At 70.9% G+C, this 24,840-nt stretch carries 24 protein-coding genes and 2 tRNA genes; 12 read left to right on the forward strand and 14 right to left on the reverse strand.

Annotated elements, in window-relative coordinates; translation table 11 throughout:
- Positions 1–627: 627 nt before the first annotated feature.
- Positions 628–846: a hypothetical protein gene (locus tag ACFQUZ_RS20680; RefSeq protein WP_377444704.1), complete on the forward strand. Its 219-nt coding sequence runs from the start codon at positions 628–630 to the stop codon at positions 844–846.
- 104 nt (positions 847–950) lie between these two features.
- On the opposite strand, the gene ACFQUZ_RS20685 is transcribed toward ACFQUZ_RS20680, so the two are convergent.
- The 6 genes from ACFQUZ_RS20685 to ACFQUZ_RS20710 form a co-directional block, all read right to left on the reverse strand.
- A complete protein-coding gene (locus ACFQUZ_RS20685; RefSeq protein ID WP_377444707.1) occupies positions 951–1,745 on the reverse strand; it encodes a carbon-nitrogen hydrolase family protein in 795 nt (264 codons plus the stop codon).
- Between the two features lie 52 nt (positions 1,746–1,797).
- A complete protein-coding gene (gene clpX, locus ACFQUZ_RS20690) occupies positions 1,798–3,087 on the reverse strand; it encodes an ATP-dependent Clp protease ATP-binding subunit ClpX (RefSeq protein ID WP_377444710.1) in 1,290 nt (429 codons plus the stop codon).
- 202 nt (positions 3,088–3,289) lie between these two features.
- A complete protein-coding gene (locus ACFQUZ_RS20695; protein ID WP_377444713.1) occupies positions 3,290–3,952 on the reverse strand; it encodes an ATP-dependent Clp protease proteolytic subunit in 663 nt (220 codons plus the stop codon).
- A gap of 11 nt (positions 3,953–3,963) precedes the next feature.
- Positions 3,964–4,605 (reverse strand): ATP-dependent Clp protease proteolytic subunit, encoded by a 642-nt coding sequence (locus ACFQUZ_RS20700; RefSeq protein WP_377444716.1) that lies wholly within the window; start codon positions 4,603–4,605, stop codon positions 3,964–3,966.
- 178 nt (positions 4,606–4,783) lie between these two features.
- Positions 4,784–6,133 (reverse strand): trigger factor, encoded by a 1,350-nt coding sequence (gene tig, locus ACFQUZ_RS20705; RefSeq protein ID WP_377444719.1) that lies wholly within the window; start codon positions 6,131–6,133, stop codon positions 4,784–4,786.
- A gap of 148 nt (positions 6,134–6,281) precedes the next feature.
- Positions 6,282–6,355, reverse strand: a tRNA-Pro gene (locus tag ACFQUZ_RS20710).
- Between the two features lie 272 nt (positions 6,356–6,627).
- Between ACFQUZ_RS20710 and ACFQUZ_RS20715 the strand changes: the two genes are divergently transcribed.
- Positions 6,628–6,701: transfer RNA gene (locus ACFQUZ_RS20715), tRNA-Gly, on the forward strand.
- Between the two features lie 88 nt (positions 6,702–6,789).
- Here ACFQUZ_RS20715 and ACFQUZ_RS20720 read toward each other — a convergent pair.
- From ACFQUZ_RS20720 to ACFQUZ_RS20730, 3 genes are all read right to left on the reverse strand, one after another.
- The gene (locus ACFQUZ_RS20720; protein ID WP_377444721.1) at positions 6,790–7,524 is read right to left on the reverse strand and encodes a VOC family protein; all 735 of its coding nucleotides are present in this window, start codon (positions 7,522–7,524) and stop codon (positions 6,790–6,792) included.
- Positions 7,525–7,573: 49 nt separating this feature from the next.
- Complete coding sequence (locus ACFQUZ_RS20725) at positions 7,574–7,714, reverse strand: hypothetical protein (protein ID WP_377444723.1); 141 nt, start codon at positions 7,712–7,714, stop codon at positions 7,574–7,576.
- 161 nt (positions 7,715–7,875) lie between these two features.
- Entirely contained in the window at positions 7,876–8,580 is a 705-nt protein-coding gene (locus ACFQUZ_RS20730; protein ID WP_377444725.1) for a permease-like cell division protein FtsX, read from the reverse strand.
- Positions 8,581–8,622: 42 nt separating this feature from the next.
- Between ACFQUZ_RS20730 and ACFQUZ_RS20735 the strand changes: the two genes are divergently transcribed.
- Positions 8,623–9,180, forward strand: coding sequence for a hypothetical protein (locus ACFQUZ_RS20735; protein ID WP_377444726.1), 558 nt, complete (start codon positions 8,623–8,625; stop codon positions 9,178–9,180).
- 21 nt (positions 9,181–9,201) lie between these two features.
- Here ACFQUZ_RS20735 and ACFQUZ_RS20740 read toward each other — a convergent pair whose 3' ends face one another.
- On the reverse strand, positions 9,202–10,191 hold the full coding sequence (locus ACFQUZ_RS20740) for a hypothetical protein (RefSeq protein ID WP_377444728.1): 990 nt from the start codon (positions 10,189–10,191) through the stop codon (positions 9,202–9,204).
- 7 nt (positions 10,192–10,198) lie between these two features.
- Positions 10,199–10,621, reverse strand: coding sequence for an SgcJ/EcaC family oxidoreductase (locus tag ACFQUZ_RS20745; RefSeq protein WP_377444730.1), 423 nt, complete (start codon positions 10,619–10,621; stop codon positions 10,199–10,201).
- Between the two features lie 103 nt (positions 10,622–10,724).
- Between ACFQUZ_RS20745 and ACFQUZ_RS20750 the strand changes: the two genes are divergently transcribed.
- From ACFQUZ_RS20750 to ACFQUZ_RS20760, 3 genes are all read left to right on the forward strand, one after another.
- Positions 10,725–11,147 carry a hypothetical protein gene (locus ACFQUZ_RS20750; RefSeq protein WP_377444733.1) on the forward strand — a complete coding sequence of 141 codons (423 nt, stop codon included), beginning with the start codon at positions 10,725–10,727 and terminating at the stop codon, positions 11,145–11,147.
- A 129-nt stretch (positions 11,148–11,276) separates the two neighbouring features.
- Positions 11,277–12,098 carry a MerR family transcriptional regulator gene (locus ACFQUZ_RS20755; protein WP_377444739.1) on the forward strand — a complete coding sequence of 274 codons (822 nt, stop codon included), beginning with the start codon at positions 11,277–11,279 and terminating at the stop codon, positions 12,096–12,098.
- A gap of 14 nt (positions 12,099–12,112) precedes the next feature.
- The gene (locus ACFQUZ_RS20760) at positions 12,113–13,456 is read left to right on the forward strand and encodes an amidase (protein ID WP_377444741.1); all 1,344 of its coding nucleotides are present in this window, start codon (positions 12,113–12,115) and stop codon (positions 13,454–13,456) included.
- An 8-nt stretch (positions 13,457–13,464) separates the two neighbouring features.
- Here the strand turns inward: ACFQUZ_RS20760 and ACFQUZ_RS20765 are convergent, their stop codons facing one another.
- Positions 13,465–14,100: a GAP family protein gene (locus tag ACFQUZ_RS20765; RefSeq protein ID WP_377444743.1), complete on the reverse strand. Its 636-nt coding sequence runs from the start codon at positions 14,098–14,100 to the stop codon at positions 13,465–13,467.
- Positions 14,101–14,400: 300 nt separating this feature from the next.
- On the opposite strand from ACFQUZ_RS20765, the gene ACFQUZ_RS20770 reads away from it, so the two are divergent.
- The 4 genes from ACFQUZ_RS20770 (at position 14,401) to ACFQUZ_RS20785 (ending at position 19,399) form a co-directional block, all read left to right on the forward strand.
- Positions 14,401–14,769 carry a hypothetical protein gene (locus ACFQUZ_RS20770; RefSeq protein ID WP_377444746.1) on the forward strand — a complete coding sequence of 123 codons (369 nt, stop codon included), beginning with the start codon at positions 14,401–14,403 and terminating at the stop codon, positions 14,767–14,769.
- 2 nt (positions 14,770–14,771) lie between these two features.
- The gene (locus tag ACFQUZ_RS20775) at positions 14,772–15,251 is read left to right on the forward strand and encodes a roadblock/LC7 domain-containing protein (protein ID WP_377444749.1); all 480 of its coding nucleotides are present in this window, start codon (positions 14,772–14,774) and stop codon (positions 15,249–15,251) included.
- 150 nt (positions 15,252–15,401) lie between these two features.
- Positions 15,402–18,215: an Hsp70 family protein gene (locus ACFQUZ_RS20780; RefSeq protein WP_377444750.1), complete on the forward strand. Its 2,814-nt coding sequence runs from the start codon at positions 15,402–15,404 to the stop codon at positions 18,213–18,215.
- An 83-nt stretch (positions 18,216–18,298) separates the two neighbouring features.
- Positions 18,299–19,399: a calcium:proton antiporter gene (locus ACFQUZ_RS20785; RefSeq protein WP_377444753.1), complete on the forward strand. Its 1,101-nt coding sequence runs from the start codon at positions 18,299–18,301 to the stop codon at positions 19,397–19,399.
- A gap of 222 nt (positions 19,400–19,621) precedes the next feature.
- On the opposite strand, the gene ACFQUZ_RS20790 is transcribed toward ACFQUZ_RS20785, so the two are convergent.
- On the reverse strand, positions 19,622–20,425 hold the full coding sequence (locus ACFQUZ_RS20790) for an alpha/beta fold hydrolase (RefSeq protein WP_377444756.1): 804 nt from the start codon (positions 20,423–20,425) through the stop codon (positions 19,622–19,624).
- 87 nt (positions 20,426–20,512) lie between these two features.
- On the opposite strand from ACFQUZ_RS20790, the gene ACFQUZ_RS20795 reads away from it, so the two are divergent.
- Positions 20,513–21,853, forward strand: coding sequence for a PLP-dependent aminotransferase family protein (locus tag ACFQUZ_RS20795; protein ID WP_377444759.1), 1,341 nt, complete (start codon positions 20,513–20,515; stop codon positions 21,851–21,853).
- Positions 21,854–21,933: 80 nt separating this feature from the next.
- The gene (locus tag ACFQUZ_RS20800; protein WP_377444761.1) at positions 21,934–23,619 is read left to right on the forward strand and encodes an MFS transporter; all 1,686 of its coding nucleotides are present in this window, start codon (positions 21,934–21,936) and stop codon (positions 23,617–23,619) included.
- Here ACFQUZ_RS20800 and ACFQUZ_RS20805 read toward each other — a convergent pair.
- The gene (locus ACFQUZ_RS20805; protein ID WP_377444764.1) at positions 23,592–24,803 is read right to left on the reverse strand and encodes an FAD-dependent monooxygenase; all 1,212 of its coding nucleotides are present in this window, start codon (positions 24,801–24,803) and stop codon (positions 23,592–23,594) included. The two genes, ACFQUZ_RS20800 and ACFQUZ_RS20805, sit on opposite strands and share 28 nt — an antisense overlap.
- Positions 24,804–24,840 lie beyond the last annotated feature (37 nt).

The raw sequence follows: 24,840 nt of genomic DNA on the forward strand, positions 1-24,840 counted from the left end.
CATCAAGACCAGCCAGGAACGGGGCATAAAACCATAATTGGCACTGGCATCACAAAGCACCCTGTTGAGTTCTCAAAGAACAACCACACACCACCAAAACCACCACACAAGCAGCAGCCCCGATGAGGTCGTCCGTTTCGCCGGTCAGCATCGCGGACCCGGAACCCCTCAAGGACCCGAACCGCACCGCCCGATCGTCTCCGCGCTGACGCCCACCGTCACCGGAGGGTTGTCGTCGGAGGAAACCAGCAGACCGGCCGATCGTCTCCCCTGAGGGAAGGACCCGCCCGGCTCCTGCCGGCTTTGCCACTCTACACGGCCGGTTCCGCAATCTCAACCCCGACTTCTGATTGAGACGCACCACCCGCTCCGGATTCGAGTCACCTGCGGCGACCCACCTCCGTGCCCGCATCTCCCGGCCGTTTTGTCCGGTGTCCCGCGTGCAGAGAGAAAGTTACGCGGACGATCTTCCGAACGCAAATCAACGATCATCAGTGGACTCGGTTGGCGCGGCGCGAAGGGGAAGGTGCCGCTGTAGAGATCACCTCGCCACCGCAGCCCAGAAGGCTGCGCGTGGCCGTCGGCATCGGCGGGCGGCGACGAGAACCTCGTGCCAGAGTGGCAGGCATGGCTGTCGCGCGTGACCTGCGGTCGGACGATGCCCTGCTCGGCCTGTTGCTGCCGTTCTGGCAAGTGGTCATTGGAACGGCGGTCCTGCTCGTGCTGATCGTGGCGCTGCACCGACTCGCCCGCCGGGGCCGGTCACGGATGCTCACGGCCCTCCTGGTGACCGGCGGCGCGATTATCGGTCTCGCCGTGGTCGGAATCCTGCTACAAGGCACCTGAGGTCTCCTCAGGGGACGGCACAGCCCCTCCGTGAGACCGGCCGCGGCACGCCCACACCATCGTGCGGCGAGTGCCACGGCCCGCACTCTCCCATCAACGGACCATCAGAGCCGTCGGTTGGCAAGGCTAGGCAGTTCGGACCGGATCCGGTCCAGCCGATCGAGATCCAGATCTGCGACGACGACTCCCGTCGTGTCAGCGGCCTGTGCCAGGACCGTCCCCCACGGGTCGATCACCATGCTGCGACCGAAGCACGTGCGGCCCGGTTCGTGGTCCCCGATCTGGGCGGCGGCCACGACGAAACTCTGGTTCTCGATCGCGCGGGCGCGCAGCAGCACCTCCCAGTGGTCCCGACCGGTGTGCAGCATGAACGCCGCGGGCACCACGAGCACCCGGGCGCCGGCGTCGACGAGCAGGCGGTACAGCTCCGGGAAACGCAGGTCGTAGCAGATCGACAGGCCGACCGGCACGCCGTCGACCGGCACCACCACAGGTTCGTCCCCCGGGGCGACCGACGCCGATTCCAGGTACGACACGCGACCGGGGATCTCCACGTCGTACAGGTGGATCTTGCGGTATCGACCGGCCAGCGTGCCGTTGCGGTCGAACACCAGCGAGGTGTTGTACGTGTGCTCGGCGTCGGGACCTTCCTCGTGGAACGAACCGGCGTGCACCCACATGCCGTGGCGGCGTGCCGCTGCCGCGGCGAAGGCGGCGAACTCGCCGTCCACCGGCTCCGGCGCCGGCGCTGTGGCGGCCGGACCGAGGTGGTCGACGTACTCGGGCAGGACCGCGAGGTCGGCGCCGGCGTCCGCGGCGGCGGCCAACAGGTCGGCCGCGACCCTCAGGTTGGCTCTCCGGTCATCCCGGGAGTTGAGCTGGCAGACGGCAACGCGCATGATCCGAAGCGTACGGCCGGTGCCCGAGGGCCGCCAGCGTCGCGACCCCGGGTCAGGCCGACTTCTCCTCGCGGTCGCGCCGGCGCCGGCCGGTGAACTCGCGGGGAACGATCGTGGGATTGACGTTCTCCAGCACCACGCCACGGGTGATTAACACGCGGGCCACGTCCGGGTTGCTCGGCACCTCGTACATGACCGACTGGAGGACCTCCTCCATGATGGCGCGCAGCCCTCGGGCGCCGGTGCCCCGCAGCATCGCCTGGTCGGCGATCGCCTCCAGGGCCCCCGGCTCGAACTCCAGTTCCACTCCATCCAGCTCGAACAGCCGCTGGTACTGCCGGACCAGGGCGTTGCGCGGCTCGGTGAGGATCTGGACCAGGGCGGTCCGGTCCAGGCTGCGCACGTTGGTGATCACCGGAAGCCGTCCGATGAACTCCGGGATCAGTCCGAACTTCAGCATGTCCTCGGGCATCACCTGGGCGAAGATGTCGTCCATCGACCGCTCCGACACGGCACGCAGGTGGGCTCCGAAGCCGAGGCCGCCCTGTCCGGTGCGGGACTCGATGATCCGGTCCAGGCCGGCGAAGGCGCCGCCGCAGATGAACAGCACATTCGTGGTGTCGATCTGGATGAACTCCTGGTGCGGATGCTTGCGGCCGCCCTGGGGGGGGACGTTCGCCACGGTGCCTTCGAGAATCTTGAGGAGGGCCTGCTGGACACCCTCGCCGGAGACGTCGCGGGTGATCGAGGGGTTCTCCGACTTGCGGGCGATCTTGTCGACCTCGTCGATGTAGATGATGCCCGTCTCGGCCCGCTTGATGTCGTAGTCCGCCGCCTGGATCAGCTTGAGCAGGATGTTTTCCACATCCTCACCCACGTAGCCCGCCTCGGTGAGCGCCGTGGCGTCCGCGATCGCGAACGGCACGTTGAGCATCCGGGCCAGGGTCTGCGCGAGGTGCGTCTTGCCGCATCCGGTGGGGCCGATCAGCATGATGTTGGACTTCGCCAGCTCGACGTGATCCCCGGAGCTGGGGCCGCTCGCGCCGTCCGCCTGGATCCGCTTGTAGTGGTTGTAGACCGCGACGGCCAGCGCCTTCTTCGCGTGGTCCTGGCCCACCACGTAGGTGTCGAGGAACTGGCAGATCTCGATCGGTTTGGGCAGCTCTTCCCACTTGACCTCGCCGGTCTCGGCGAGCTCCTCTTCGATGATCTCGTTACACAGGTCGATGCACTCGTCGCAGATGTAGACGCCCGGACCCGCGATGAGTTTCTTCACCTGCTTCTGCGACTTGCCGCAGAAGGAGCATTTCAGTAGGTCGCCACCGTCACCGATCCGTGCCACCTACGTTCTCCCTGCGCTCATCGGCCGGCGCGCCGGCTCTGGCTTGAGGTCTGCCCTGCTTCGTCCGTCTGGTCGCTCCCCGACGCGTGCCGGCGAAGCGGTGCAGACCCGACGTTACTCCCTGACGGGGGTTTCTCCGACCCCCAAAAGTGGGCGTGTCCGGGGCCGGGTGGCGTCGGCCACCCGGCCCCGGACCGTGTCGTCAACCGCGCGCGTTGGCCGCGAGTAGCCCCTTCTTGCGCGTGGAGAGGACCGTGTCGATGATCCCGTACTCGCGGGACTCCTCCGCGGTCATGATCTTGTCTCGGTCGATGTCCCTACGGACGGTCTCCGGCGGACGGCCGGAGTGCCGGGAGATGATCTCCTCCATCTGGGTGCGCATCCGCAGGATCTCCCGGGCCTGGATCTCGATGTCCGAACCCTGCCCGTACCCGCCCTCTGTAGCCGGCTGGTGGATGATGATCCGCGAGTTCGGCAGCGCCATCCGCTTGCCCGGCGAACCGGCGGCCAGCAGGACCGCCGCCGCGCTCGCCGCCTGGCCGAGGCACACGGTGACGATGTCCGGGCGGACGTACTGCATGGTGTCGTAGATCGCCGTCATCGCCGTGAACGAGCCACCCGGCGAGTTGATGTACATCGTGATGTCGCGGTCCGGATCGGTGCTCTCCAGCGTCAACAGCTGGGCCATGATGTCGTTGGCCGACGCGTCATCGACCTGGACGCCGAGGAAGATGATCCGGTCCTCGAACATCTTGTTGTACGGGTTGGACTCCTTGACGCCGTACGAGGTCCGCTCGACGAACGACGGGAGGATGTATCGGTTGGTCACCGGCGCGAAGTGCGGCGGTCGCGTCATGTCGGTCATCCGTCAGCTCCTCAGCTCAGGGTCCCGGCGCCCTCGGGAACCTGGGCGGCCCCCGTGATCACCTTGTCGATGAAGCCGTAGTCGAGCGCCTCCTGCGCCGTGAACCACCGGTCACGGTCCGAGTCGGCCTCGATCTGCTGCTGGGTCTGGCCGGTGTGGTGCGCCACCCGATCCTGGAACATCCGCTTGGTGTACAGCATCTGTTCCGCCTGGATGGCGATGTCCGCAGCGGTGCCGCCCATGCCGCCGGACGGCTGGTGCATCATGATCCGGGCGTGCGGCAGAGCGTACCGCTTACCCTTGGTGCCGGCGCAGAGCAGGAGCTGACCCATCGACGCGGCCATGCCCATCGCGACGGTGGAGACGTCGTTGTCGATGAACTGCATCGTGTCGTAGATCGCCATGCCGGAGTAGACCGAGCCGCCCGGCGAGTTGATCCACAGGTTGATGTCGCGGGTGGGATCTTCCGCGGCGAGCAGCAGCAGCTGCGCGCAGATGCGGTTGGCGACCTGGTCGGTCACCTCACTGCCCAGGAAGACGATCCGCTCCTTGAGCAGGCGGTTGTAAATCGAGTCGTCGAGGTTGCCAAAGGAATCTCCGCCACGGGCGTCGGCCGCCCGGAGGGGCATCGCTGGGACGTGCATTTCGGTCATGGCAGCCCTTCGCTCTCCGTACCGTCTTAAGGCCCGACACTAACCGCTCGCCACCGTCCCAGCGCCCCGGTCGGGGCCCTGTTCGCTATCAGCGCAGCTGCGCCGGGCCGTACCCGGAGAGCGGTTTCGGCCGCCGTGCGCCGCATCCGGCGCCCGGCGGCCGACCGTCGTTCGAACCTCAGTGCTCGTGGTCGTGATCGGCCACGCCGGCCTCCGCGCGCAGCTCGTCCAGGTTGACCTGGTTGCCCGCCGAGTCCACGATCTTGATTTTCTCCAGCACGGTGGTCAGCGCCTTGCCACGCCGCACGTCGCCGAAGATGGCGGCCGCGGCGCCCGAGCGGACCAGCTGGTCGTAGTACTGCTGCGGAGCCATCCCGGCACGCTGCGCCCGGTGCACGATCTCGTGGCCGAACTCGTCATCGGAGACCTGCACCTCCTCGGCGTCGGCCAGGGTGTCCAGCAATAGCTGGATCTTCACACCCTCGGTTGCCGACTCGGTCAGCTCCGCGTCGATCTGCTCCTCGGTCTTCTCCTCGGCGGCGAGGTATTCCTCCATCGAGGCGCCGATGCGCTCCAGCTGGTCGGCCATGGCCTGCTTGCGGTGCTCGACCTCCTCGCGCACCACGCCCTCCGGGGCCGGCACCTCCGCGGCGGCCACCAACTGCTCCAGGGCCTTGTCCCGGGCGGCGTAGATCTGCTCCACCTTCTTGCCCTTGGACACCCGCTCGCGCAGGTCGGTTCGCAGCTCGTCCAGGGTGTCGAACTCGCTGGCCAGCCCGGCGAAGTCGTCGTCCAGCTCGGGCAGTTCCTTCTCCTTGACGGTCCGCACGGTCACCGCGACGTCGGCGTCCCGGCCGGCGAAGTCGCCGCCCACAAGCTGGGTGGTGAAGGTCGTCGAATCGCCGGCGGACAGGCCCACCAGCGCCTCGTCCAGGCCGGGAAGCAGCTGCTTGCTGCCCACCTCGTGGGAGATGTTGCTGGCGGAGCCGCCCGGCACCTCTTCACCGTCGACCGTGGCCGACAGGTCGATCTGCACGAAATCGCCCTCGGCGGCCGCCCGCTCCACCGTCTTCAGGGTGGCGAACCGGTCCCGCAGCGACGTGATCTGCTCGTCGACCTCGCTGTCATCGATCTGCACCTCGTCGACGGTGACCTCGATCGTCGACAGGTCCGGGAGGGTGATCTCCGGCCGGACGTCGACCTCGGCGGTGAACTTCAGCGACTCCCGGTCCGCGAGTTCGGTGATCTCGACCTCTGGCCGGCCGAGCGTCTTCAGCTCGTGCTCCCGCACGGCCGCCAGAATGTTCTCCGGAATGGCCTCCTGCACCGCCTCGTTGAGCACGGCGCCCCGGCCGACCCGCTGGTCGATCACATGGGCCGGGACCTTCCCGCGCCGGAAGCCGGGCACGGTCACCTGCTGGGCGATCTCCCGGTACGCCTTCCGGAGGCTCGGCTCGAGCTCGACGAACGGCACCTCGATGGCGAGCCGCACCCGGGTCGGGCTCAGAGTCTCGACGGTGCTCTTCACAGGCGTACTCCTTGAAACGGATCTCGGTCTTGACAGGGCATGATTCAGCCCATCGAGTGTAGTCGGACCGCGCGGACGGCCCGGCGGCGCCCACCGCCGCACTCCCGGGCGGCCCCAGGGCGTGCGACCCCAGGGCCGATCGCGACAGTCGGGGTGGCGGGATTTGAACCCACGGCCCCTCGCTCCCAAAGCGAGTGCGCTACCAAGCTGCGCCACACCCCGTGGCGATCAGAAGTGTAAGCGGTCCGGCTGACAGACGCGGTGCCCGGTCCACCCGCGTGCCGCTCCCGGCCCCTTTCCTCCCCGGCAGCGCAGCGGGGTGGGTGCCGTCGGAGTCGCGGGGTCGCCGGGGTCGCCGAGGCACCGGAGGCATCCACGCCCTCCCTCCCGGCCGGCCGCGGGCCTCCCGCACGTCGGCCCCCGGCGGGCCCCGGTTGGGGAGCCGGCTCCCGATTCGGTACGCTGAGAGCGCGCCGAGCATGATCACGGCGTACGCGGGCGTAGCTCAATGGCAGAGCTTCAGTCTTCCAAACTGACGGTGCGGGTTCGATTCCCGTCGCCCGCTCCACACCCTCCGGCCCAGGTCAGCGGCGTTCTCGCCAAGCCTGGGCCGTTCTCGTTGTGGCGGTCAACCGCGCGGCGGAGGGGGTCTCGGGTCAGCGTGGGGTGAGGAGGCAGAACTCGTTGCCTTCCGGATCGGCGAGGACCGTCCAGGGGACGTCCTTGTCCACGTCGATCGCGGTGGCGCCGAGCGCCCGCAGTCTGGCCGCCTCGGCCTCCATGTCGTCACCCGGATATGGGCGGACATCGAGATGGACGCGGTTCCACCCGGTCTTCACGTCAGGCGTGCGAACGAACCGCAGATATGGGCCGACGCCCTTGGCGGACCGCAGGACCACCTCGTGGTCGGTCACCTCGTGCGGGGTCCAGTCCATGGCGTTTGTCCAGAAGCCGGCCAAGGCTCGCGGATCCGCGCAGTCGACCACTACCGCGGCGATCGGTCCCGTGTCGCGGTGGAGCGGACGGGGGTCCAGCACGCAGAACTCGTTGCCCTCCGGGTCTGCCATGACCGTCCATGGGACGTCGCCCTGACCCACGTCGGCGGGTGTTGCGCCGAGTTCCTTCAGGCGCGCGACAACCTGCGCATGGTGGTCCGCCGAGGTGGTGGCGAGGTCGACGTGCACGCGGTTCTTCACCGTCTTGGGTTCCGCGGAGACGACGAGGTCGATGCAGACCGCCACAGGGTCGGGGTACGCGATGCCCTCGGGTTCGAGGTTGGTTACGCCGGGTTCCTCGCTGGAGACTTCCCAGCCGAGCACCTCCGCCCAGAAGCCACCCAGCGCGGAGTCGTCTCGAGCCTTCATGTTGATCTGCACAAGCCGCGTCGCCATCCCGATGATGCTAGGGCTTGTTCGCTGCGGTCCCGCGGCGGGTACACGATCAGCGTTTGGAAGCTCTGCGGCGGTCAGCGTCCTCGATGCCGTGCAGGACGGCCAGCCGAATCAGGATGTACAGCACGAACAGCCCGGCGGCCCAGAGCGCGAGGCTGAAGATCAGTTGGGGCACGTTGTCGATCGACATGGTCGGCAGCGTAGGCCAGCCGCTACGGAGTCATCGTCCCGTGCCAGTGCCACCCCAATGGACCGGCGATGCGGTCAGCCGGCTTCGTGGTCCCGTACGCACGTCGACGACGGTAAGAACAGCCGGTGCCGACCCCGGCCAGGCAACGCCGGGAGCACAACTCAGATCATCGCCGTCGGGACGAGTCGCACCGCCTCGACGCCAGCAAGGCCGCGCAACTCGGGCAGGTCGAGCCCGCTCCCGCCGGTCAATGGGAGTTGGAGCCGCAGCGACGCGCGGACCACCTGTCGGTCGAGCAGGGCGGCAAGATCACCCTTGCCTCGGCACTGCTCGCGCAGGCGCTCGTGGGCGGCGTCGCGGTCCTCGAACTCGACCGATTCCACGTCGGGCAGCGCCCGCACGGCCGTCTCCACGGCGGCCCGCTGCTCGTCCGTCACGGTCGGCGCCAGCCGGACGATCAGACCGATCCGCGACGGCCGGGGATCAACATCGGCGGCGATCAGCGCGACCGAATCGACGCCGTCGACCGTACCCATGATCAGGTCGATCGCCTCGGCCACCGACGGGTCCGTGACGGTCGCCCGGAAGGACTCCGGCATGTGTTCGGGATCCACCTCCGCCACCAGGTCCGGCGAATCCTTCCGCAGGTTCTCGTACGCCTGCTTGCGGTCCTCGAAACTGACGCCCTCCACGCTCGGCATCGCGCGCAGCCGCTGCTCCACCACACCCTTCTGCGCCGCCGTCGCGTCGTTGCCCACCATGACGGTCAGCATCGTGTGCCCGGCATCCTCATCCTCCGGCCCGGAGGTGCAGGCGGTGAGGATGGCCAGGAGCAGGACCGCCAGTATCGGCGCGGCACGACGCATGGAGCAAAATCGTAAAGGAGGTGCCGCTGTCATAATTTCATCGTGGCCAAACCCCTCCCAACCTGGCGAAGTCCCCTTCTCGCTCGCGTCATCGACCAGATCGAGACCGAGATTCAGGAGGCGTGGGAGCGTCTACTCCGGGATCTCGACGTCACTCCCGGGTCGCCCGAGGCGATCGAGGTGGCCTGGTTGGTGGTGGACGACCCGTCGGAGCACGAGTGGCGGGTCGTCGACGGGGCATTCGACCAACTCACCTGTCCGGCGTGCGGGTCACGGCTGGCCCACGGCCCCACCGCGTGCGAGACGTGCGAGTTCCACCACCGGATGCGCTTCGGGGCCCGCGAGGTGGACCGCCGGCACGTTCCACCGGGCAACGAGCACGCGCTGCGGGTGGCGAGTGCGGTGGCTCGTACCCGTGATCGGTATTCCCCTCGCGCCCGGGTGGGCTACGAACTGACGTTGCCGGACCTCGTCGCCGGCGCCCTACCCACCACGAGGCAGGCCCAGGCGGCCAAGGCATTGATCAACCAACTGAGCGACGACGAATGTGATCGCGTCGCCAGCCTCACCGAGGTCGAGGATCTGGTGCGCGGTCGGTGACGTCGTCCGCGGTGCGGTGGATCATCGCCGCCGGGCGCGACGTCTGACGGCGTCCGCGATGATGAGCAGCCCGGGCACGGTGCCCAACGCCGAAATCACGGCCTCGGGCCAGTGGATCATCTCACCCACCGCCCCGCGGATCGGCGGGATCCGGGTGACGACATACGACGCCTGGTGATCGCTGGACCGGCAGGTCAACGAGTAGGTTCCGGGATCGGGAACGGTAAACGTGGCGACCCACGCGTACGTGGCGAAGTCGCCGCCGTAGTCCGCGGGTGGGATCGCGACACGGTCCGCTGGCCGCTCGGGCTGCCCCGCGCCGCCAGCCACCCGGCACTCCGGGTTCTGCGGCGCGAACCCCATCGCCATGATCGCGTATCGGTCCGCCGCCGGGAGCGACAATTCCCCCGGCTCACGGCCCCCGGCGGCGTACGGGCCGACACCGCCGTACTCGGTCATGTCGTATTGCCCGGTGCTGTCCTCGGCGCCCAGTCGTACCGTCGCCGGCGCCAGCACGGCACCCAGGACGGCCGCCGCCGCCCCGATGGCCAGGCCGTGCCGTGCCGCCATCCGCGCCCGCGACCCGTCCCGGTCGCGCAGCGCGAGCAGCCAACCCACCACAGCGCCGGCGACCGCCAGCGGCGGAACGCCGGAGCGGACGAGGCGCCACTCGATGGCGCCGTCCAGCGGGATGACGAATCGATGGACGGCCACGGACGCCAGCACGAACACCGTACCGACCAGGCTGGCCACGACGACGGCTGCCGCGAGGCCGGAGAGGCGGCGTTGCCGGCCGGCGTTGCCGGTCCACCGGGCCGCCGCCACGGCGGTGAGCACCGGTAGCGCCCCGAGCGTCCACCAGAACGATGTCGACGCGGGCTGATCCTCCTCCCACCGGTGGGTTGCTTCGAAGAAGACCAGCGGCGCCGGTACGGTCGCCGCGATCCAGCCGGCCAGGCCGACCGGACCGGGAAAGGCGTGCCCAACCGCCCGCCACGTCACCGCACCCACGAATCGATCATGCCTCAGGCCCGGCCACCACGACCGTGTTCTGGTTGGCGGTGAGCCGCCACTGCCCGTCCTCCTTGGCCATCACGTACATGGGGCTGCCCTCGCCCAGCGAGGTGACCGGCTCCCCGTCCGGCGAGAAGTAGCGCTGGCGGACCTTGACCGCCGCGACGTCGGGCCGGATGAAGAGGACGTGCACGACCTCGTACGACGGAACGAGGTCCTTCATCGCGCCGGGCAGGACCTGTGCGGTGAAGGCCGCGATGGCGTCCCGGCCGATCAGTAGCTTGCCGCCGCCCGTGGTCCAGATGGCGTCCGGGCGGAACAGCGCGACGAACTCGTCGACGAGTTCGTCGCGCTGCGCCTGTTCGAGTTTGGCGACCACCCGCGTAATCGCGGAGATCTCGGTGCTGACGTCAACCGTCGCGTTCATGTCCTCGATCGTCGAACCTCAACCCGCGTTGAGGTCAAGCGGTCGACCGCCGCGGGTGACGACGGGTCAACCGGGCCGGAGAGATCCCGTTAGAGTGCCCGGCGTGAAACTCGGCCTGAGGTACGAACCCCTGCCCGACAACGCACACCTGTTCGCGGCCGACATCGTCGCGGCGGCAGCCGAGATCTCCGGCGCGCGGCTCGACTACACGCCGAACAGCCTCGATGCCGTCGACGGTATCCTGGGCGAGATGCACCGGGACGCCGTACGCCCCGAGCAGGTCGCCGAGACGCTTTTCGGGTTCGGCTGCTACGTCGGTGAGGTGATGGTCCGCCAGGCGGGCGGGCGGTGGCGAACGCCAACCGCCGAGACCGACGGACTGTTGACCGGGTTCCCGTTCCTCGTCGAGCTGTCCGGCGGCACCTGCGTGAGCCCCATCGACAAGGTGTTCAAACGGGTCGTGAACGGCGACGAGGACAACATCCGGTTCTACTACCACGCGCTCGTCACCGGGACCCCCGGTTGAGACGGCCCCAGGTGACGGGCGGGCCGCGGCACCGTCAGCGCCCGACGCGCGGGCCCTCTAAGCTGCGGAAAAGGCCAGCTTACCGGCGTTGACTCTGACACCGTGTCAGGCCGTAGACATGGATGGGTCATGTTCAGTATCGGAGACTTCGCCCGACACGGTCAGGTGTCGGTACGCATGCTGCGGCACTACGACGCGATCGGCCTGCTACGGCCCGCGCGGGTGGACGCCGCGACGGGCTACCGGTCCTACCGCGCCGACCAGCTCGCCCTGCTCAACCGGATCGTGGCACTCAAGGATCTGGGCTTCACGTTGGAACAGGTCCGGTCGATCCTGCGGGATCGGATCGACGGCGACGAGTTGCGCGGTATGTTGCGGCTGCGGCAGGCCGAGTTGGCGGCGCGGATCGACGCCGACAGGGCCAGGTTGCGCCAGGTCGAGGCGAGGCTCCGAGCAGTCGAAAGCGATGGTCGCATGCCTCACGCCGACATCCAGGTCAAGTCGTTGCCAGGGATCCGCCTGGCCGAGTTGTCCGCCACCGCCGCCAGTTACGAACCATCCGAGATCGGGCCGTTGATCGGGCCCCTCTACCAGGAGTTGGGCGCCCGGTTGGCGCGGGCCGGCGTACCGGTCGTCGGGCCGGCGGTGGCGCGTTACACCGACGCGCCGGACGGTGGCGTGGCGGTGCACGCCGGGTTGCCTGTCGGTGCCGAGCCAGGCTGCCAGGGGGACGTCACGATCGTGGACCTGCCACCGGTCGACCGCGCCGCGACGCTCGTCCACGAGGGGCCGATGGACGACGTGTTGCCGAGCTATCACGCGCTGGCGCGGTGGCTCGACGGCAACGGCTGTCGGGTGGACGGCGCCGCCCGCGAGGTCTATCTCGAGGTCGGTCCCGACGGGTGCGAGGCTCGGGTCACCGAGTTGCAGCAGCCGGTCGTCGCGGGCTGATCGGGGGAAACGAGATGGCTGAGCTGTGGTACGAGTCGGCCGGTGCGCTGGCCGAGCGGCTGCGTCGGCGGGATATGTCGGCGACCGAGTTGCTGGACGTCTTCCTGTCGCGGATCGACGAGCACAATCCGTCGATAAACGCCGTCGTATCGATTGACGTCGACCGGGCCCGGTCCGCCGCCGCGGCTGCGGACCGGGCCCTGGCGCGGGGTGAAGCCGGGCCGCTGGGTGGCGTACCGATGACACTGAAGGACGGTCACGACGCGGCCGCGCTGCGGACCACGGTCGGCAGCGAGATCTTCGACCGGGTGCCGGTCAAGGACGGCACGGTGGCCGCCCGGCTGCGGGCGGCCGGGGCGGTCATCGTCGGGCACAGCAACGTGCCCCCGTTCCTCGCCGACTACAAGTCGGAGAACCCGATCTTCGGCCGGACGAACAACCCCTGGAGCCCCGACCGGACGCCGGGCGGGTCCAGTGGTGGGGCGGCAGCGGCGCTGGCCGCGGGCCTGTCGCCGGTCGAGGTGGGTTCGGATCTCGCGGGCTCGCTGCGGCTGCCGCCGCATTTCTGCGGGGTGTACGGGCTGAAGACGACCGAGAACCGGGTGCCGTCGACCGGCTTCTTCCGGCCCCTGCCCGGCGTACCACGGTCGGTGCGGCTGCTCGGCGCGATCGGGCCCATGGCCCGGGATGTGGCCGACCTCGATCTGGTCCTGCGGGTCATCGCTGGTCCGGACGGCCGTGACGTCGAGATCCCGCCGGTGCCGCTGGCATCCCGTGGTCGCCGGGAACTCCAGGGGCTCCGGCTGGCGGTCGCGGCAGCGGTGCCCGGCGCCGACGTCGAGCAGAGCCTGCGGGACGCCGTCGAGCGGGTGGCGGCGGTGGCGGCCGACGCGGGGGCGGTGATCTCCTCCGAGCTGCCCGACGTGGACTGGGATGACCTGCGGCTCTTCGGCGACCTGCTGGGTGCCGTCACCGGAGTGTTCGATCCGGGCGTCCAGCTTGACGCCGAGCACGCCAGCCTCGGCTGGTATCTGGCCGCGCTGGATCGCCGGGATCGGTTCGTCGGTGCCTGGGACCGGTTCTTCGAGGGCTGCGACGCGCTGCTCCTTCCGCCGGCGACGACCGTGGCGTTCGGCCACGACGCGACCTCGTACGGCGACCAGGGGCACCAGATGGTCTTCGCGAACCTGGCCGGCCTGCCCGCGCTGACGGTGCCGGCCGGGCTCGACGACGCCGGACTTCCTGTCGGTCTCCAGATCGTCGGGGCGCGCTGGTCCGAGGTGCGGCTGCTGGAGATCGCGGCGGCCTTGGAGGAGGCGGGCGTCCTGCCCGGCTTCCGGCCACCTCCCGGCTACTGACTGTCCGCCTACCTGGTCAGGTCGCTCGCGACGATCGCCACGAAGATCAGGATGACCGCCTCGCTGACCAGCCAGGAGTGGTTGTTCGCCCAGTTCCGGATCTTCGGTAGCACGGCGACCGCCCGCTGACCGAAGACCAGCAGGGCGACCAGCGGCAGGGCCAGCAGCAGCAGGGTCACGAACAGGAAGGGCAGCAGGTGCGGCCACGGTTTGCCGTGGCCGGCCAGGCTGCCGGCGACCGCCGCCATGGTGGCCTCGTCGCTGGGCATCGCGAGGAACAGCAGGATCCCGAGAACGAACGCGAATCTCGGGCCTGCCTCCTCCAGCTTTCCCATCCATTTCGGCGGCTCGCTCCGCTTGCGCCGGAGGTACACCAACACCATGAGCACCAGCAGGATGGCGAGCACGATCCAGTCGATCAGTCGCCGGGTGCCGTCGTCCTTGTCACCGTCGCCTCCCCCGCGGATCAGGTGGAATACCAGGTACCAGACGCTCAGGCCGGTCAGCGTGGCGAGCCCGGACCCGGCGAGGAACGCGACCGAACTGCGCTTCGCGTCTCGACTGGAGGCCAGGAAGATGGCGCTGATCACCTGTGGACCGGCGACCATCACAACGGCCAGCGGCAGGACACTCGCCAGGTTCATGACACCCCCTCGTCCGCATTCTGCCGGGTTTGTCGCCTTCCGCACCGGTTTCCTGGGTCATCCACGCGGCCCGTTGGCGCAATATCACCCCCGTTCGGGGCTTGGACATCCCTCGGCACGGTCCCGTTGACGGGACTCACGGCCGATCACTGACCGGCCACTCAGGTCGTTACCGGCCCACCAGGTGCGTGCGGCTCTCGCGTGTGCCAGCATCGGAGACCACCTTCACGGCGTCGCTCCGCCCCAGTCGCACCCCTGCTTGGAGCGGCAGTGCCAGCACCGAACCCTGGGAGAACAACCGTGGGAAACCTCGACGTCGCGCTCAAGAACGCGATGGGCATCGACGGCGCGATCGGCGTGGCGCTCGTCGACTACAACAGCGGGATGACGCTCGGCGTCGCCGGGGGTGGCGACGTCGACCTGACGATCGCCGCCGCCGGCAACACCGACGTGGTACGCGCCAAGATGCGCACCATCGAGATGCTGAAGCTGAACGACGAGATCGAGGACATCCTGATCACGCTGGGCAGCCAGTACCACCTGATCCGGCCGCTCACCGGCCGCAACGGCAAAGGGCTGTTCCTCTACCTGATGCTCAGCAAGAACCGTTCCAACCTGGCGCTCGCCCGGCACCAGCTCCGCTCCCTCGAGGCGAGCCTGGAGGTGTGAGGGTGGGCGACAACGGCACACTGCCCCGCCGCGTCGCTCGACGGCCCGGACACCAGCCCGCTCCCCAGCCGTACCCACCGTCGCTGGCCGGTGACCCCTCCTTGCCGTACCCGGCGATCGCCGGCGAGTTGGCCGAGTTGCGCGTGCAGGTCCCCGGCGTCGGTGGCTGCGTCCTCGGTGGGGTGGACGGCCTGCTCATCGCGCACAACCTGACGACCGGCGACGACGCCGACGACCTGGCGGCACTCGCCGCGAGCAGCTATGGCCTCGGTCGGCAGATCGGCCACCGGCTGGGTCAGGGTTCGTTTCGGCAGTCGACCGTCCGCAACGACTCCGGTTACCTGAGCGTGTACGCGGTGGGCACGCTGGCCCTGCTGGCCGTGGTGGGAGCGGACGCCATAAACGTGGCACGGCTGCACCTGCACGCGCCGCCGGTGGCCGAGCGACTCGCTTCGATGCTCACGCCAGCCCGATCCGCGTGATCCCCGGGGGCAGCGGCGACCCGGACCGCACCCCGCCCCGCGGCGACCATCGCGCCCGACGCCCTGCCTTCGACTGACCGACTGATCAGGCACCGGGCCCGCTGCGTACCATGCGGAGCCGGTGCCAAGTCGCGCGGAGGAATTCCACAGATGGCAGACCAGCACGACGGGTTCGCCCTGAGCGTCGACCTCGGGACGTCCAACACGGTGGCCGTGCTTCGCCGGCCGGACGGGCGGACCCGGCCACTACTGATCGACGGGCAGCCCATCCTGCCGTCCGGGGTGTACGCGGATCAGGATGGACTGCTGCACGTCGGCCGGGACGCGCAGCGACTGGCGCAGGCCGATCCGATCCGCTTCGAACCGAACCCCAAGCGACGCGTCGACGAGCCCGGCGTACTGCTCGGTGACCGCGAATACGACCCGGCGGAACTGTTCGCCGCGATCCTGCGGACCATCGCCGACGCCGCGGTGTCGGCGGTGGGTTTCCTTCCCCCGGCCGTGATCACCTGCCCGGCGACGTGGGACGAGCGGCGCCGTCGGGTGTTGGCCGATGCCCTGGTCCGCGCCGGTTGGCCGCCGGCCGCCGAGCACACGATGTCCGGCCCGATCCCGATCGGCACCCGGCTGCTACGCGAACCGGTGGCGGCCGCCCGGTACTACACCGAGGTGTTGCTGCGACCGGTGCCGGTCGGGGCGGCCATCGCGGTCTTCGACTTCGGTGGCGGCACACTCGACATCGCCGTGGTCCGCAACGAGGGCGCCGATCCGTGGGGCGACTCGGGCTTCACGGTCGCCGCCGCCGGCGGCGTCGGGGACCTCGGCGGCCTGGACCTCGACGCGGCGCTGGTGCTGCTCGTCGGGCAGCGGATCGCCGACGGGAATCCGGCCGTCTGGCAGCGGTTGACCGCTCCCGAGACGACATCCGGGTGGCGGGACCGACACCAGTTCTGGGAGAACATCCGGGGAGCGAAGGAGATGCTGTCCCGCGGCACCGTCGCGCCGGTCGCCGTGCCGGGACTGGAGGAGACGGTACGGCTGACCCGGGAGGATCTGGAGCGGCTGGCCGCTCCGCTGCTGAGCCGGGCGGTGGCGGAGACCCGGGAGGTGGTGGCCGCCGCGGGGCTCACCCCGGACCAGCTCGCCGGACTGTTCCTGGTGGGCGGCTCGTCCCGGGTGCCGCTGGTGGCCCGGATGCTGCACGCCGAACTCGGGGTGGCGCCGACCGTCGGAGAACAGCCGGAACTGCCGGTGGCCGAGGGCGCCCTCACGGACCTGCCCACCCGGCGACCGGTGCCGGTGCCGGCGGGTCCGCCGACACCACCCGCGGCGCCCGCGCAGGCCGGCCGGCCGGCGGCACCGGCCGGTCCGCCGATACCACCAGCGGCGCCCGCACACGCCGGCCTGCCGACGCCACCCGCGCACGCCGAACCACCGACGCCACCCGATGTGCTGGCGTCCCCGCCGGCCGCCCGAAACGGTGTGCCGACGCCGAGGACCGGGCCCGCCGCGCCGCCGCTCGACGGGCCGACACCCGTCCAACCCTTCTCCGGCCCGCCGGCATCTCCCACCCCCGGCGGATTCCCCGGTGCCCCGGCCCGGTCCGGCGTGTTCCACCGCCGAGCACTCTGGATCACGCTCGGTGCCGTGGCCGCCCTCGCCGGGGTCGCCACCGCGGCCGTCCTCTACCTGACCCGGGACCGCCACCCGGAGCTGGACTACCAGAGCCTCAACGAGGTGGAGCGGATCCCGGCGGCCGACGAGCGGCCCCGCGACATGTTCACGGCGGTGCTCGGCGACCGCGCCTACCTGGCGTACTCAATCGACGACGACCGGCTGGCGGTGGTCGCGGTGGACGCCCGGACCGGCGCGGAGACCTGGCGTCGGGAGACCCGGACCGAGGCGGACGACTGGGGGCGGATCGTGGCGCTGCCCAGCGCAGTCGCGGTCCTCGGTGCGGAGACCGGCGACGACCCGCGGCCCCTCGAGGTCCTCGACGCCACCACCGGCGGGACGCGGTGGGACCGCACCATCCACGGTGACGACGAACTTCTCTTCGGCGCCGAGGTGGCGGTGCTCCTCGACCGGCACGAGGACCAGCTCATCGGCCTTGATCTGAAGGGCGGCGACCCGCGCTGGACGCACGACAACCCACGCGACACATACGACGGGGCGGCCACCAGCGTTCACCTGGTCGGCACCGACGAGGCCGCCGGTGGCTCGGCCTTTCCCGACGGGACGCCCCGGGCGCCTTGGCTCGGTGACGGTGGCCAGCTTGTCCAGGTCGGCGCCGACCGATCGGTCCGTCTGATCGACATGTCGAGCGGGCGGATCCTGCGGAGCCGGACCGACGTCGCGGACCACGACGATCTGGTGGCGGCGCATGGTGACCGCCTGTACGTGGCGAACAGGGACGGCGGGTACCGGCTCCTCGCGTACGACCTGACGTCGCTGGGGGAACCGACGGCGCTGTACGTCGCCGAGGGCGACCAGCGGCGGCCGGAGGCGCTGGTGGCGTGCGGCGAGCACCGGGCGTGCGTACTGGAGACGAACAACTTCGAGGCGGCTAGCGCGCGGGTGGTGGCGGGCGCCGAAGGTGAAGGCGCGGTGTCGTGGCCGGCGCCGAACGCCCGGACCCTGGTGCCGCTCGGAACCCGGCTGCTGGCCGGACGCCCGTCCCCTCAGCCCTCGACCACCCTGTTCGACGAGTCGGGCGCGGTACTTCGTGCCGACCGCCAGGGCGTCGCCGTGAAGCTCGACAACGGGAACCTGCTGGCCTTCGCGCAGCCGCCGAGCACCAGCGAGGGCGACCACAGCGTGGCGTGGCTCGGCGGGCACACCGGCAAGCCCCGCGAGTTGGGGCTGCTGGCCGACGTCCGCACCGCCTCCTGCTCGTGGAGCGCCGAGGCGCTCGTCTGCGGCTCGGGGAAGGACTTCGTGCTGTACCGGTTCGCGGAGAGCTGACCGCTCCCGCGGGCCGGTGTGGCGCGGAACGCCGAACAGCGGCAGCCTGCCCTTCCGACCTCTGATCTGGCAAAGTTGATCTCATGATCGCCCAACTCCGTGCCCGGATCACCGACTGGACATTCGTCGTACCCGTCGTGGCGTTGATCGTGCTGATCCTCACCTGGGGTCGGGAACTCCCGCCGGCGGTTGTGGCGGTAACGGCGCTGTTCCTGGCCGGCGCGGTGCTGGCCGCCGTGCACCACGCCGAGGTGGTCGCACATAGGGTCGGCGAACCGTACGGGTCATTGGTGCTCGCGGTGGCGGTCACGGTGATCGAGGTAGCCCTCATCGTGACACTGATGATCAGCGGGGGTGAGAAGACCCAGTCACTCGCCCGGGACACCGTCTTCGCCGCCGTCATGATCACTTGTAACGGCATCCTGGGACTCGCACTGCTGATCGGCGCCCTGCGTCGCCGGGTGGCGATGTTCAACCCGGAGGGCACCGGCGGCGCGCTGGCCACCGTGGCCACCCTCGCCACGCTCAGCCTGGTCGTCCCCAACTTCACCACCAGCCGGCCGGGCCCGGAGTTCTCCCCTGCCCAGCTCGCCTTCGCGGCGGTCGCCTCGCTCGGCCTGTACGGGCTGTTCGTGCTGGTGCAGACCGGACGGCACCGCGACTACTTCCTGCCGGTCGACCGGCAGGGCGCCGTCGTGCAGGCCGAGGAACACGCCGACCCGCCGTCCAACGGCGCGGCGCTGACCAGCCTGGCCCTGCTCGTCGTGGCGCTGATCGCGGTTGTCGGGGACGCCAAGACGGTGTCGCCGGCGATCGAGTCGGGGGTGGCCGCGGCGCGGCTGCCACACAGCTTTGTCGGTGTGATCATCGCGCTGCTGGTGCTGCTGCCGGAGACGCTCGCCGCGTCCCGGGCGGCGCGCAACGACCGAGTGCAGATCAGCCTCAACCTGGCGCTGGGTTCCGCGATGGCGAGCATCGGACTCACCATCCCGGCCATCGCCATCGCGTCGATCTGGCTCGACGGACCGCTGTTACTCGGCCTCGGTGGCACCCAGATGACGCTGCTCGCCCTCACCGTCGTCGCTGGTGTCCTGACCGTCGTCCCCGGGCGGGCGACCCTGTTGCAGGGTGGGGTGCACCTCTCGCTGCTGGCCGCGTTCATCTTCCTCGCCGCCAGCCCGTGACGAAGCCAGCCGCCCGCCGGGTCGCCGCCGACCCGAGCCGCCGACCCGAGCCGCCGACCCGGATCCCCCGGTCCCAAGATCCACTCGGTGTGCGGCATGTCGGGCGGTTCCGGCACCGCCAACCCCGCGACATACCGCACACCGAGCGGGCCAAGACACCGAGTGGGTCAGGACATCGAGTGGGTCAGGAGATCGAGTGGGTCAGGAGCGGCCGTACCCCGATCAGCGGTCGCCGACCGCCCCGAGCAGCGCGGCGACGGCCCGGTTGAACTCCTCGGGCCGTTCCAGGTTCGGCATGTGGCCGGCACCGTGGATCACCGTGAGGCTGGCGCCGGGAATGCGGCCGGTCATCGCCCGCATCTCGTCGACCGTGGTGTAGCCGTCCTCGGTGCCGCCCACCACGACGGCCGGCACCGCGACACCGGCGAGCACGTCGGCGTAGTCGGGCCGTTCGGCGCGACCCCGCAGCGCGGCCGCCGCTCCCGCCGCCGGGGTCCCCCGCATCATCGCCAGCACATGGGCGGCGACCTCCGGCCGGTTCGCGATGGTGTCGGCGGCGAGCATGCGGGGCAGCAACTCGTCCGCGTACGCCGCCATGCCGTCGCGCAGCACCCGGTCCGCGGTCTCCACCCGCAACTGGCGGCCCTGCTCGGTGTCCGCGGCGTCGGTCGTGTCCGCGAGCAGCAGCCCACGCACCCGCTCCGGGAACAGCCGCTGGAACTCCATCACGATCTGCCCGCCCATGGACAGTCCACCGAGGACGATTCCGGTCACGCCGAGATGATCGAGCAGTCCGGCGAGGTCGGTGGCGAAGGTGGTGAGCGGAGTCTTGCCGGGCACGACGCCGCTGGCGCCGTAGCCGCGCAGGTCGGGGGCGATGACCCGGTAGCCCGCCGCGCCGAACCGCTCGATCTGGGGCCGCCACATGGACCGGTCGAACGGATGCCCGTGCACGAGGACGAGCGGACGACCGTCGCCCGTGTCCTCGTACGCGATGGTGATGCCGTTGATCGTTGCGGAAGGCATCCGCGGACCTCCTCCTGGCCGGGGTTGACGTATCGAGGCTATGAGGGGCAATATTCGAGTGCAATACTTCCAATTGCACTCGGAGCAATGAGAGACGACTTCCGGACCATCGCCGACGCGCTGGCGGCCGACATCGCGGCCGGCCGGCTGCGGGCCGGCGCGCGCCTTCCCCCGCAGCGCCGGTTCGCCCGCGACCGGCGAATCGCCCCGTCCACCGCGGCTCGGGTCTACCAGGAACTGGTCCGGCGCGGCCTGGTGGTCGGCGAGGTGGGACGTGGGACGTTCGTCCGGGGTGGGGCACCAGCCCCGGAACCGGCACTCGCCGAGCCGGCCGGCACCGCTGTCGACCTGGAGATGAACTTCCCGGCGGTGGACGAGCAGGCGGCCCTGCTGGCCGGGGCGCTGCGACCACTGCTCACCCCGGAGGTGCTGGCGGCAGCGGTCCGCCCGGTCGGCGTGGCCGGCACGCCACGGGCCCGGGACCTGGTCGCCGACCTGCTCACCCGGGACGGCTGGTCCCCCGACCCTCGGCACCTGCTGTTCGCCGGCAACGGGCGGCAAGCGATCGCCGCCGCCATCGCCGCCCAGGTCCCGTTCGGCGGCCGGCTGGGCGTGGAGGAACTGACCTATCCCGTGGTCAAGGCCCTCGCGACCCGGCTGGGCCTGTCGCTGGTGCCGATCGCGATGGACGACGACGGCCTGCTGCCCGACGCCCTGCGCGCCGCGCACGCCGCGACCCCGCTGCACGCTGTGTACCTGCAACCGATCCTGCACAACCCGGTCGGCGTCACCATGCCACCCCGGCGACGCGCGGAGATCGCCGACGCGCTGCGCGACCTGGCCCTGCCCGCGATCGAGGACGGGATCTACGCCTTCCTCCGCGACGACCAGTCCCCGCTGGCCGCGCTCGCGCCGGACCTCGTGCTGCTCGTCGACAGCCTGTCCAAGCGCCTCGCGCCGGGACTCAGCCTGGGCTTCCTCGTGCCGCCCGGCGCCCTTGTCGAACGCGTCGGCACGGCCGTCCGGTCCGGCGGCTGGGCCGCGACCGGGTTCGCCCTGGCCGCCGGCACCGCCGCGATCGCCGACGGGACGGTGGCCACCGTGCAGCAGGGCAAGCGCCGGGACGCCGCCGCCCGGCAGGCGATCGTCCGGGACGTGCTTGCCGACTTCGACGTACGCGCCGGCGCCGGTTCGTACCACTGCTGGTGGCGGTTGCCCGAGCCGTGGCGGGCGGAGACGTTCGTCGCGGCGGCCGCCCGCCGCGGCATCGCCGTCACCCCGGCCGCCGCGTTCGCCGTCGGCCGGTCCCGGTCTCCCCACGCGGTACGACTGGCGCTCGCCTCCCCACCCCACACCGCGCTGCGCGGCGCGCTGGCGACCCTGGCCGGCCTGGCCCGGGGCACGCCGGAGGACGCCGGCATGGAGTGAGCCGTGTCGGATCCCGCCGATCCACTCCGACCTCTCCACACGAGGGCCCCGAGCGGGCGCGCGACGGAGAGGACGAAGCGATGCACGAGGTGATACCGACCCACCCGGTGGTCCGGGCCGGTCGCCGGGAATGGCTCGGACTGGCGGCACTGGCCCTGCCCACCCTGCTGGTGGCGCTGGACATCGGGGCATTGTTCCTGGCGCTGCCGCACCTGAGCGCCGACCTCGGAGTAACCAGCAGCCAGCAGCTCTGGATCTCCGACGCGTACGGCTTCCTGCTCGCCGGGTTCCTGGTCACCATGGGGACGCTCGGTGACCGGATCGGCCGTCGCCGGCTGCTGCTGATCGGCGCGGTGGCTTTCACCGCCGCCTCGGTCCTGGCCGCCTACGCACCAGGCGCCGGTTGGCTCATCGTGGCGCGGGCGCTGCTCGGCGTGGCCGGAGCCAGCATCTCTCCGTCCACCCTCGCCCTGATCAGCAACATGTTCCGCGACAGTCGGCAGCGCGCCCGGGCCATCTCGCTCTGGGCCGCCTGCCAGTTCGGCGGCGCCGCACTCGGACCGGTGGTCGGTGGCCTCCTGCTCGAACACTTCTGGTGGGGCTCGGTCTTCCTGCTCGCCGTTCCCGTGATGGTGGTGCTGCTGGTGGTCGGTCCGATGCTGCTGCCCGAGTACCGCAACCCGGACGCCGGCCGGCTCGACCTGCTCAGCGTGCTGCTCTCGCTGGGCGCGATCCTGCCCGTCGTGTACGGCGTGAAGGAGTTCGCGGTGGGCGGCGGGACCGGCCCGGTCCGGCCCGCCGCGGCGATCGCCGTCGGCCTGGCCGTCGGCGTGGTTTTCGTCCGGCGGCAGCTCCGCCTCACGAACCCGCTGCTCGACCTGGGGCTGGTGCGGCTCCCGGCGATCCGGGTGGTGCTGCCCGCGATGCTTGTCGCCTCCGGCACCCTCGCCGGGCTGGGCCTGCTGAGCACCCAGTGGGTGCAGAGCGTCGGCGCGCTCTCGCCGGGCGCGGCCGGCCTGTGGCAGGCGCCCACCGGGCTGGGCATCGCCGCCGGCACCCTGCTGGCTCCGCTGGCGCTGCGCCGGCTCACCCCGGCCCGGACGATGCTCACCGGCCTGGGCTGCGCCGTCGTGGGGCTCGTCGCGGTGACCACGGTCGGTAACACCGGTTCGGTGCCGTTGGTGGCGGCCGGGGTCGCCGTCGTCGCGCTCGGGGTCGGGCCGCTGTTCGTGCTCGGCACCGGCATGGTGGTCGGATCGGCACCACCGGAGCGGGCCGGCTCGGCGGCGTCCGTGTCGGAGACCGTCAACGTGTTCGGTTCCACTCTCGGCATGGCGTTGCTGGGCAGCGTCGGTGCGGCCGTCTACCGCAGCGGCATGGCCGGGACGCCATGGCCCACGGGCGACCCGCTGGCCGGTCCGGACACCGACGCTGCCCGGGAGACGATCGCCGCCGCCACGGTGCTCGCCGGACGGCTACCCGCCGAGCAGGCGGCCGAGTTGCTCGACGCCGCACGGACCGCGTTCACCTCGGCGTTGATCGTCACCGCCGGCATCGGCGCGACGATCGTCGTCCTGCTCACCGTCGCGCTCGGCCTGGGACTGCGGCGGGACCAGCCGAGTGACCCGACGCCGCCGGCGCCGGCCGAGCCGGCTCAGCCCGGTGACCCGACGCCGCCGGCGCCGGCCGAGCCGGCTCAGCCCGGTGACCCGACGCCGCCGGCGCCGGCCGAGCCGGCTCAGCCCGGCGGTCGCCAGGCCGCGTAGCGGGTCATCGAGCGCAGCGCGGCGCTCGGCGGGGTCATCCGCATCGCCGCGTCGCGCATCGCCACCAGCACCGGATTCGCCAGTTGCTGGCCCATCCGGCCGATCCGAGCCGAGGCGCGGGCGACCTCCTGGGAGCGGGGCCGGCGCGTCCGGTCGTACGAGGCGAGCGCGGCAGCCAGGTCGGAGCCGCCCGCGGTCGCGTTGTGGTGCTGCCCCGCGTCGGCCGGGACTCCGCAGGTGGCGGCCAGGATCACGGCGTCCTCCAGGGCCTGGGCGGCTCCCTGCCCGAGGTTCGGCGTCATCGCGTGCGCCGCGTCACCGAGGATGGCGACCCGGCCGGCGACGTAGCTGGGCAACGGCGTGGCGAGATGGTGCAGGTCGTCCCGGAGCACCGCGTCCGGCTCGGTGGCGGCGAGCAGCGCCGGGATCGGATCGTGCCAGGAGCCGAACCGGTCCCGCACCGTGGCGAGTTCGTCCGGCCGGCGGTCACCGGGCGGCGAGTTGACCGCGCCGAACCAGTAGATCCGGTTACCGCCGATCGGGACCATCCCGAACTCGGCGCCCGGTCCCCACGTGATGGCCACCGGCATCGGCCCGTCGACCGCCACGACACCTCGCCACGCGGTGGTGCCCGCGTACACCGGGTCCGGCAGGTCCGGCCAGAGTTTGCCGCGGACCGTGCTCCAGATGCCGTCGGCGGCCACCACCAGTTCGGCGGTCATCTTCTCCGGCGCGTCGGCACGGCGGACGTGGACGGTGGCGAGGGCGGCCGGATCTCTCGGGTCGCCGGGATCGACGTCCACCACCTCGGCACCGGTCACCAGCGCCGCCGCCGGGAGCGCCGAACGCAGCACCTCGTGCAGGTCGGCGCGGTGGATGCCGATCGCGTCGGTGCCCAGCACCCGGACCATGTCCGCGTGGTCCACCCGGGACAACCACCGGCCACGCCGGTCGCGCACGCCGCCGGTGGCCCCCGTTGCCCCGGCGGCGCACGCGGCCTCGGCGAGCCCGAGCGATTCCAGCGCGCGCACCGCGTTCGCCTGCAGCGTGATGCCGGCACCCACCGCCCGGATCTCGGCCGCCCGTTCCAGGACCGTGACCTGCGACCCCCCACGGTGCAGGGCGACCGCGGCGGCGAGCCCGCCGATGCCGCCGCCGATCACGACGGCGTTGCGCACGCTCATCTCTCATCACTCCTTCTACAGATGTAGAAGTGGCATA

It is taken from the genome of Plantactinospora sp. GCM10030261 (genome assembly GCF_042666615.1).
Lineage (GTDB): Bacteria > Actinomycetota > Actinomycetes > Mycobacteriales > Micromonosporaceae > KBS50.

Bases quoted from the DNA above. Each gene is read 5' to 3' on its own strand.
- ACFQUZ_RS20680 (WP_377444704.1), top strand. From the start codon at position 628: ATGGCTGTCGCGCGTGACCTGCGGTCGGACGATGCCCTGCTCGGCCTG.
- ACFQUZ_RS20745 (WP_377444730.1), bottom strand. From the start codon at position 10,621: ATGAACGCGACGGTTGACGTCAGCACCGAGATCTCCGCGATTACGCGG.
- ACFQUZ_RS20685 (WP_377444707.1), bottom strand. From the start codon at position 1,745: ATGCGCGTTGCCGTCTGCCAGCTCAACTCCCGGGATGACCGGAGAGCC.
- ACFQUZ_RS20695 (WP_377444713.1), bottom strand. From the start codon at position 3,952: ATGACCGACATGACGCGACCGCCGCACTTCGCGCCGGTGACCAACCGA.
- ACFQUZ_RS20805 (WP_377444764.1), bottom strand. From the start codon at position 24,803: ATGAGCGTGCGCAACGCCGTCGTGATCGGCGGCGGCATCGGCGGGCTC.
- ACFQUZ_RS20755 (WP_377444739.1), top strand. From the start codon at position 11,277: ATGTTCAGTATCGGAGACTTCGCCCGACACGGTCAGGTGTCGGTACGC.
- ACFQUZ_RS20780 (WP_377444750.1), top strand. From the start codon at position 15,402: ATGGCAGACCAGCACGACGGGTTCGCCCTGAGCGTCGACCTCGGGACG.
- ACFQUZ_RS20725 (WP_377444723.1), bottom strand. From the start codon at position 7,714: ATGTCGATCGACAACGTGCCCCAACTGATCTTCAGCCTCGCGCTCTGG.
- ACFQUZ_RS20790 (WP_377444756.1), bottom strand. From the start codon at position 20,425: ATGCCTTCCGCAACGATCAACGGCATCACCATCGCGTACGAGGACACG.
- ACFQUZ_RS20795 (WP_377444759.1), top strand. From the start codon at position 20,513: ATGAGAGACGACTTCCGGACCATCGCCGACGCGCTGGCGGCCGACATC.
- ACFQUZ_RS20800 (WP_377444761.1), top strand. From the start codon at position 21,934: ATGCACGAGGTGATACCGACCCACCCGGTGGTCCGGGCCGGTCGCCGG.
- ACFQUZ_RS20760 (WP_377444741.1), top strand. From the start codon at position 12,113: ATGGCTGAGCTGTGGTACGAGTCGGCCGGTGCGCTGGCCGAGCGGCTG.
- ACFQUZ_RS20765 (WP_377444743.1), bottom strand. From the start codon at position 14,100: ATGAACCTGGCGAGTGTCCTGCCGCTGGCCGTTGTGATGGTCGCCGGT.
- ACFQUZ_RS20785 (WP_377444753.1), top strand. From the start codon at position 18,299: ATGATCGCCCAACTCCGTGCCCGGATCACCGACTGGACATTCGTCGTA.
- ACFQUZ_RS20700 (WP_377444716.1), bottom strand. From the start codon at position 4,605: ATGACCGAAATGCACGTCCCAGCGATGCCCCTCCGGGCGGCCGACGCC.
- ACFQUZ_RS20720 (WP_377444721.1), bottom strand. From the start codon at position 7,524: ATGGCGACGCGGCTTGTGCAGATCAACATGAAGGCTCGAGACGACTCC.
- ACFQUZ_RS20730 (WP_377444725.1), bottom strand. From the start codon at position 8,580: ATGCGTCGTGCCGCGCCGATACTGGCGGTCCTGCTCCTGGCCATCCTC.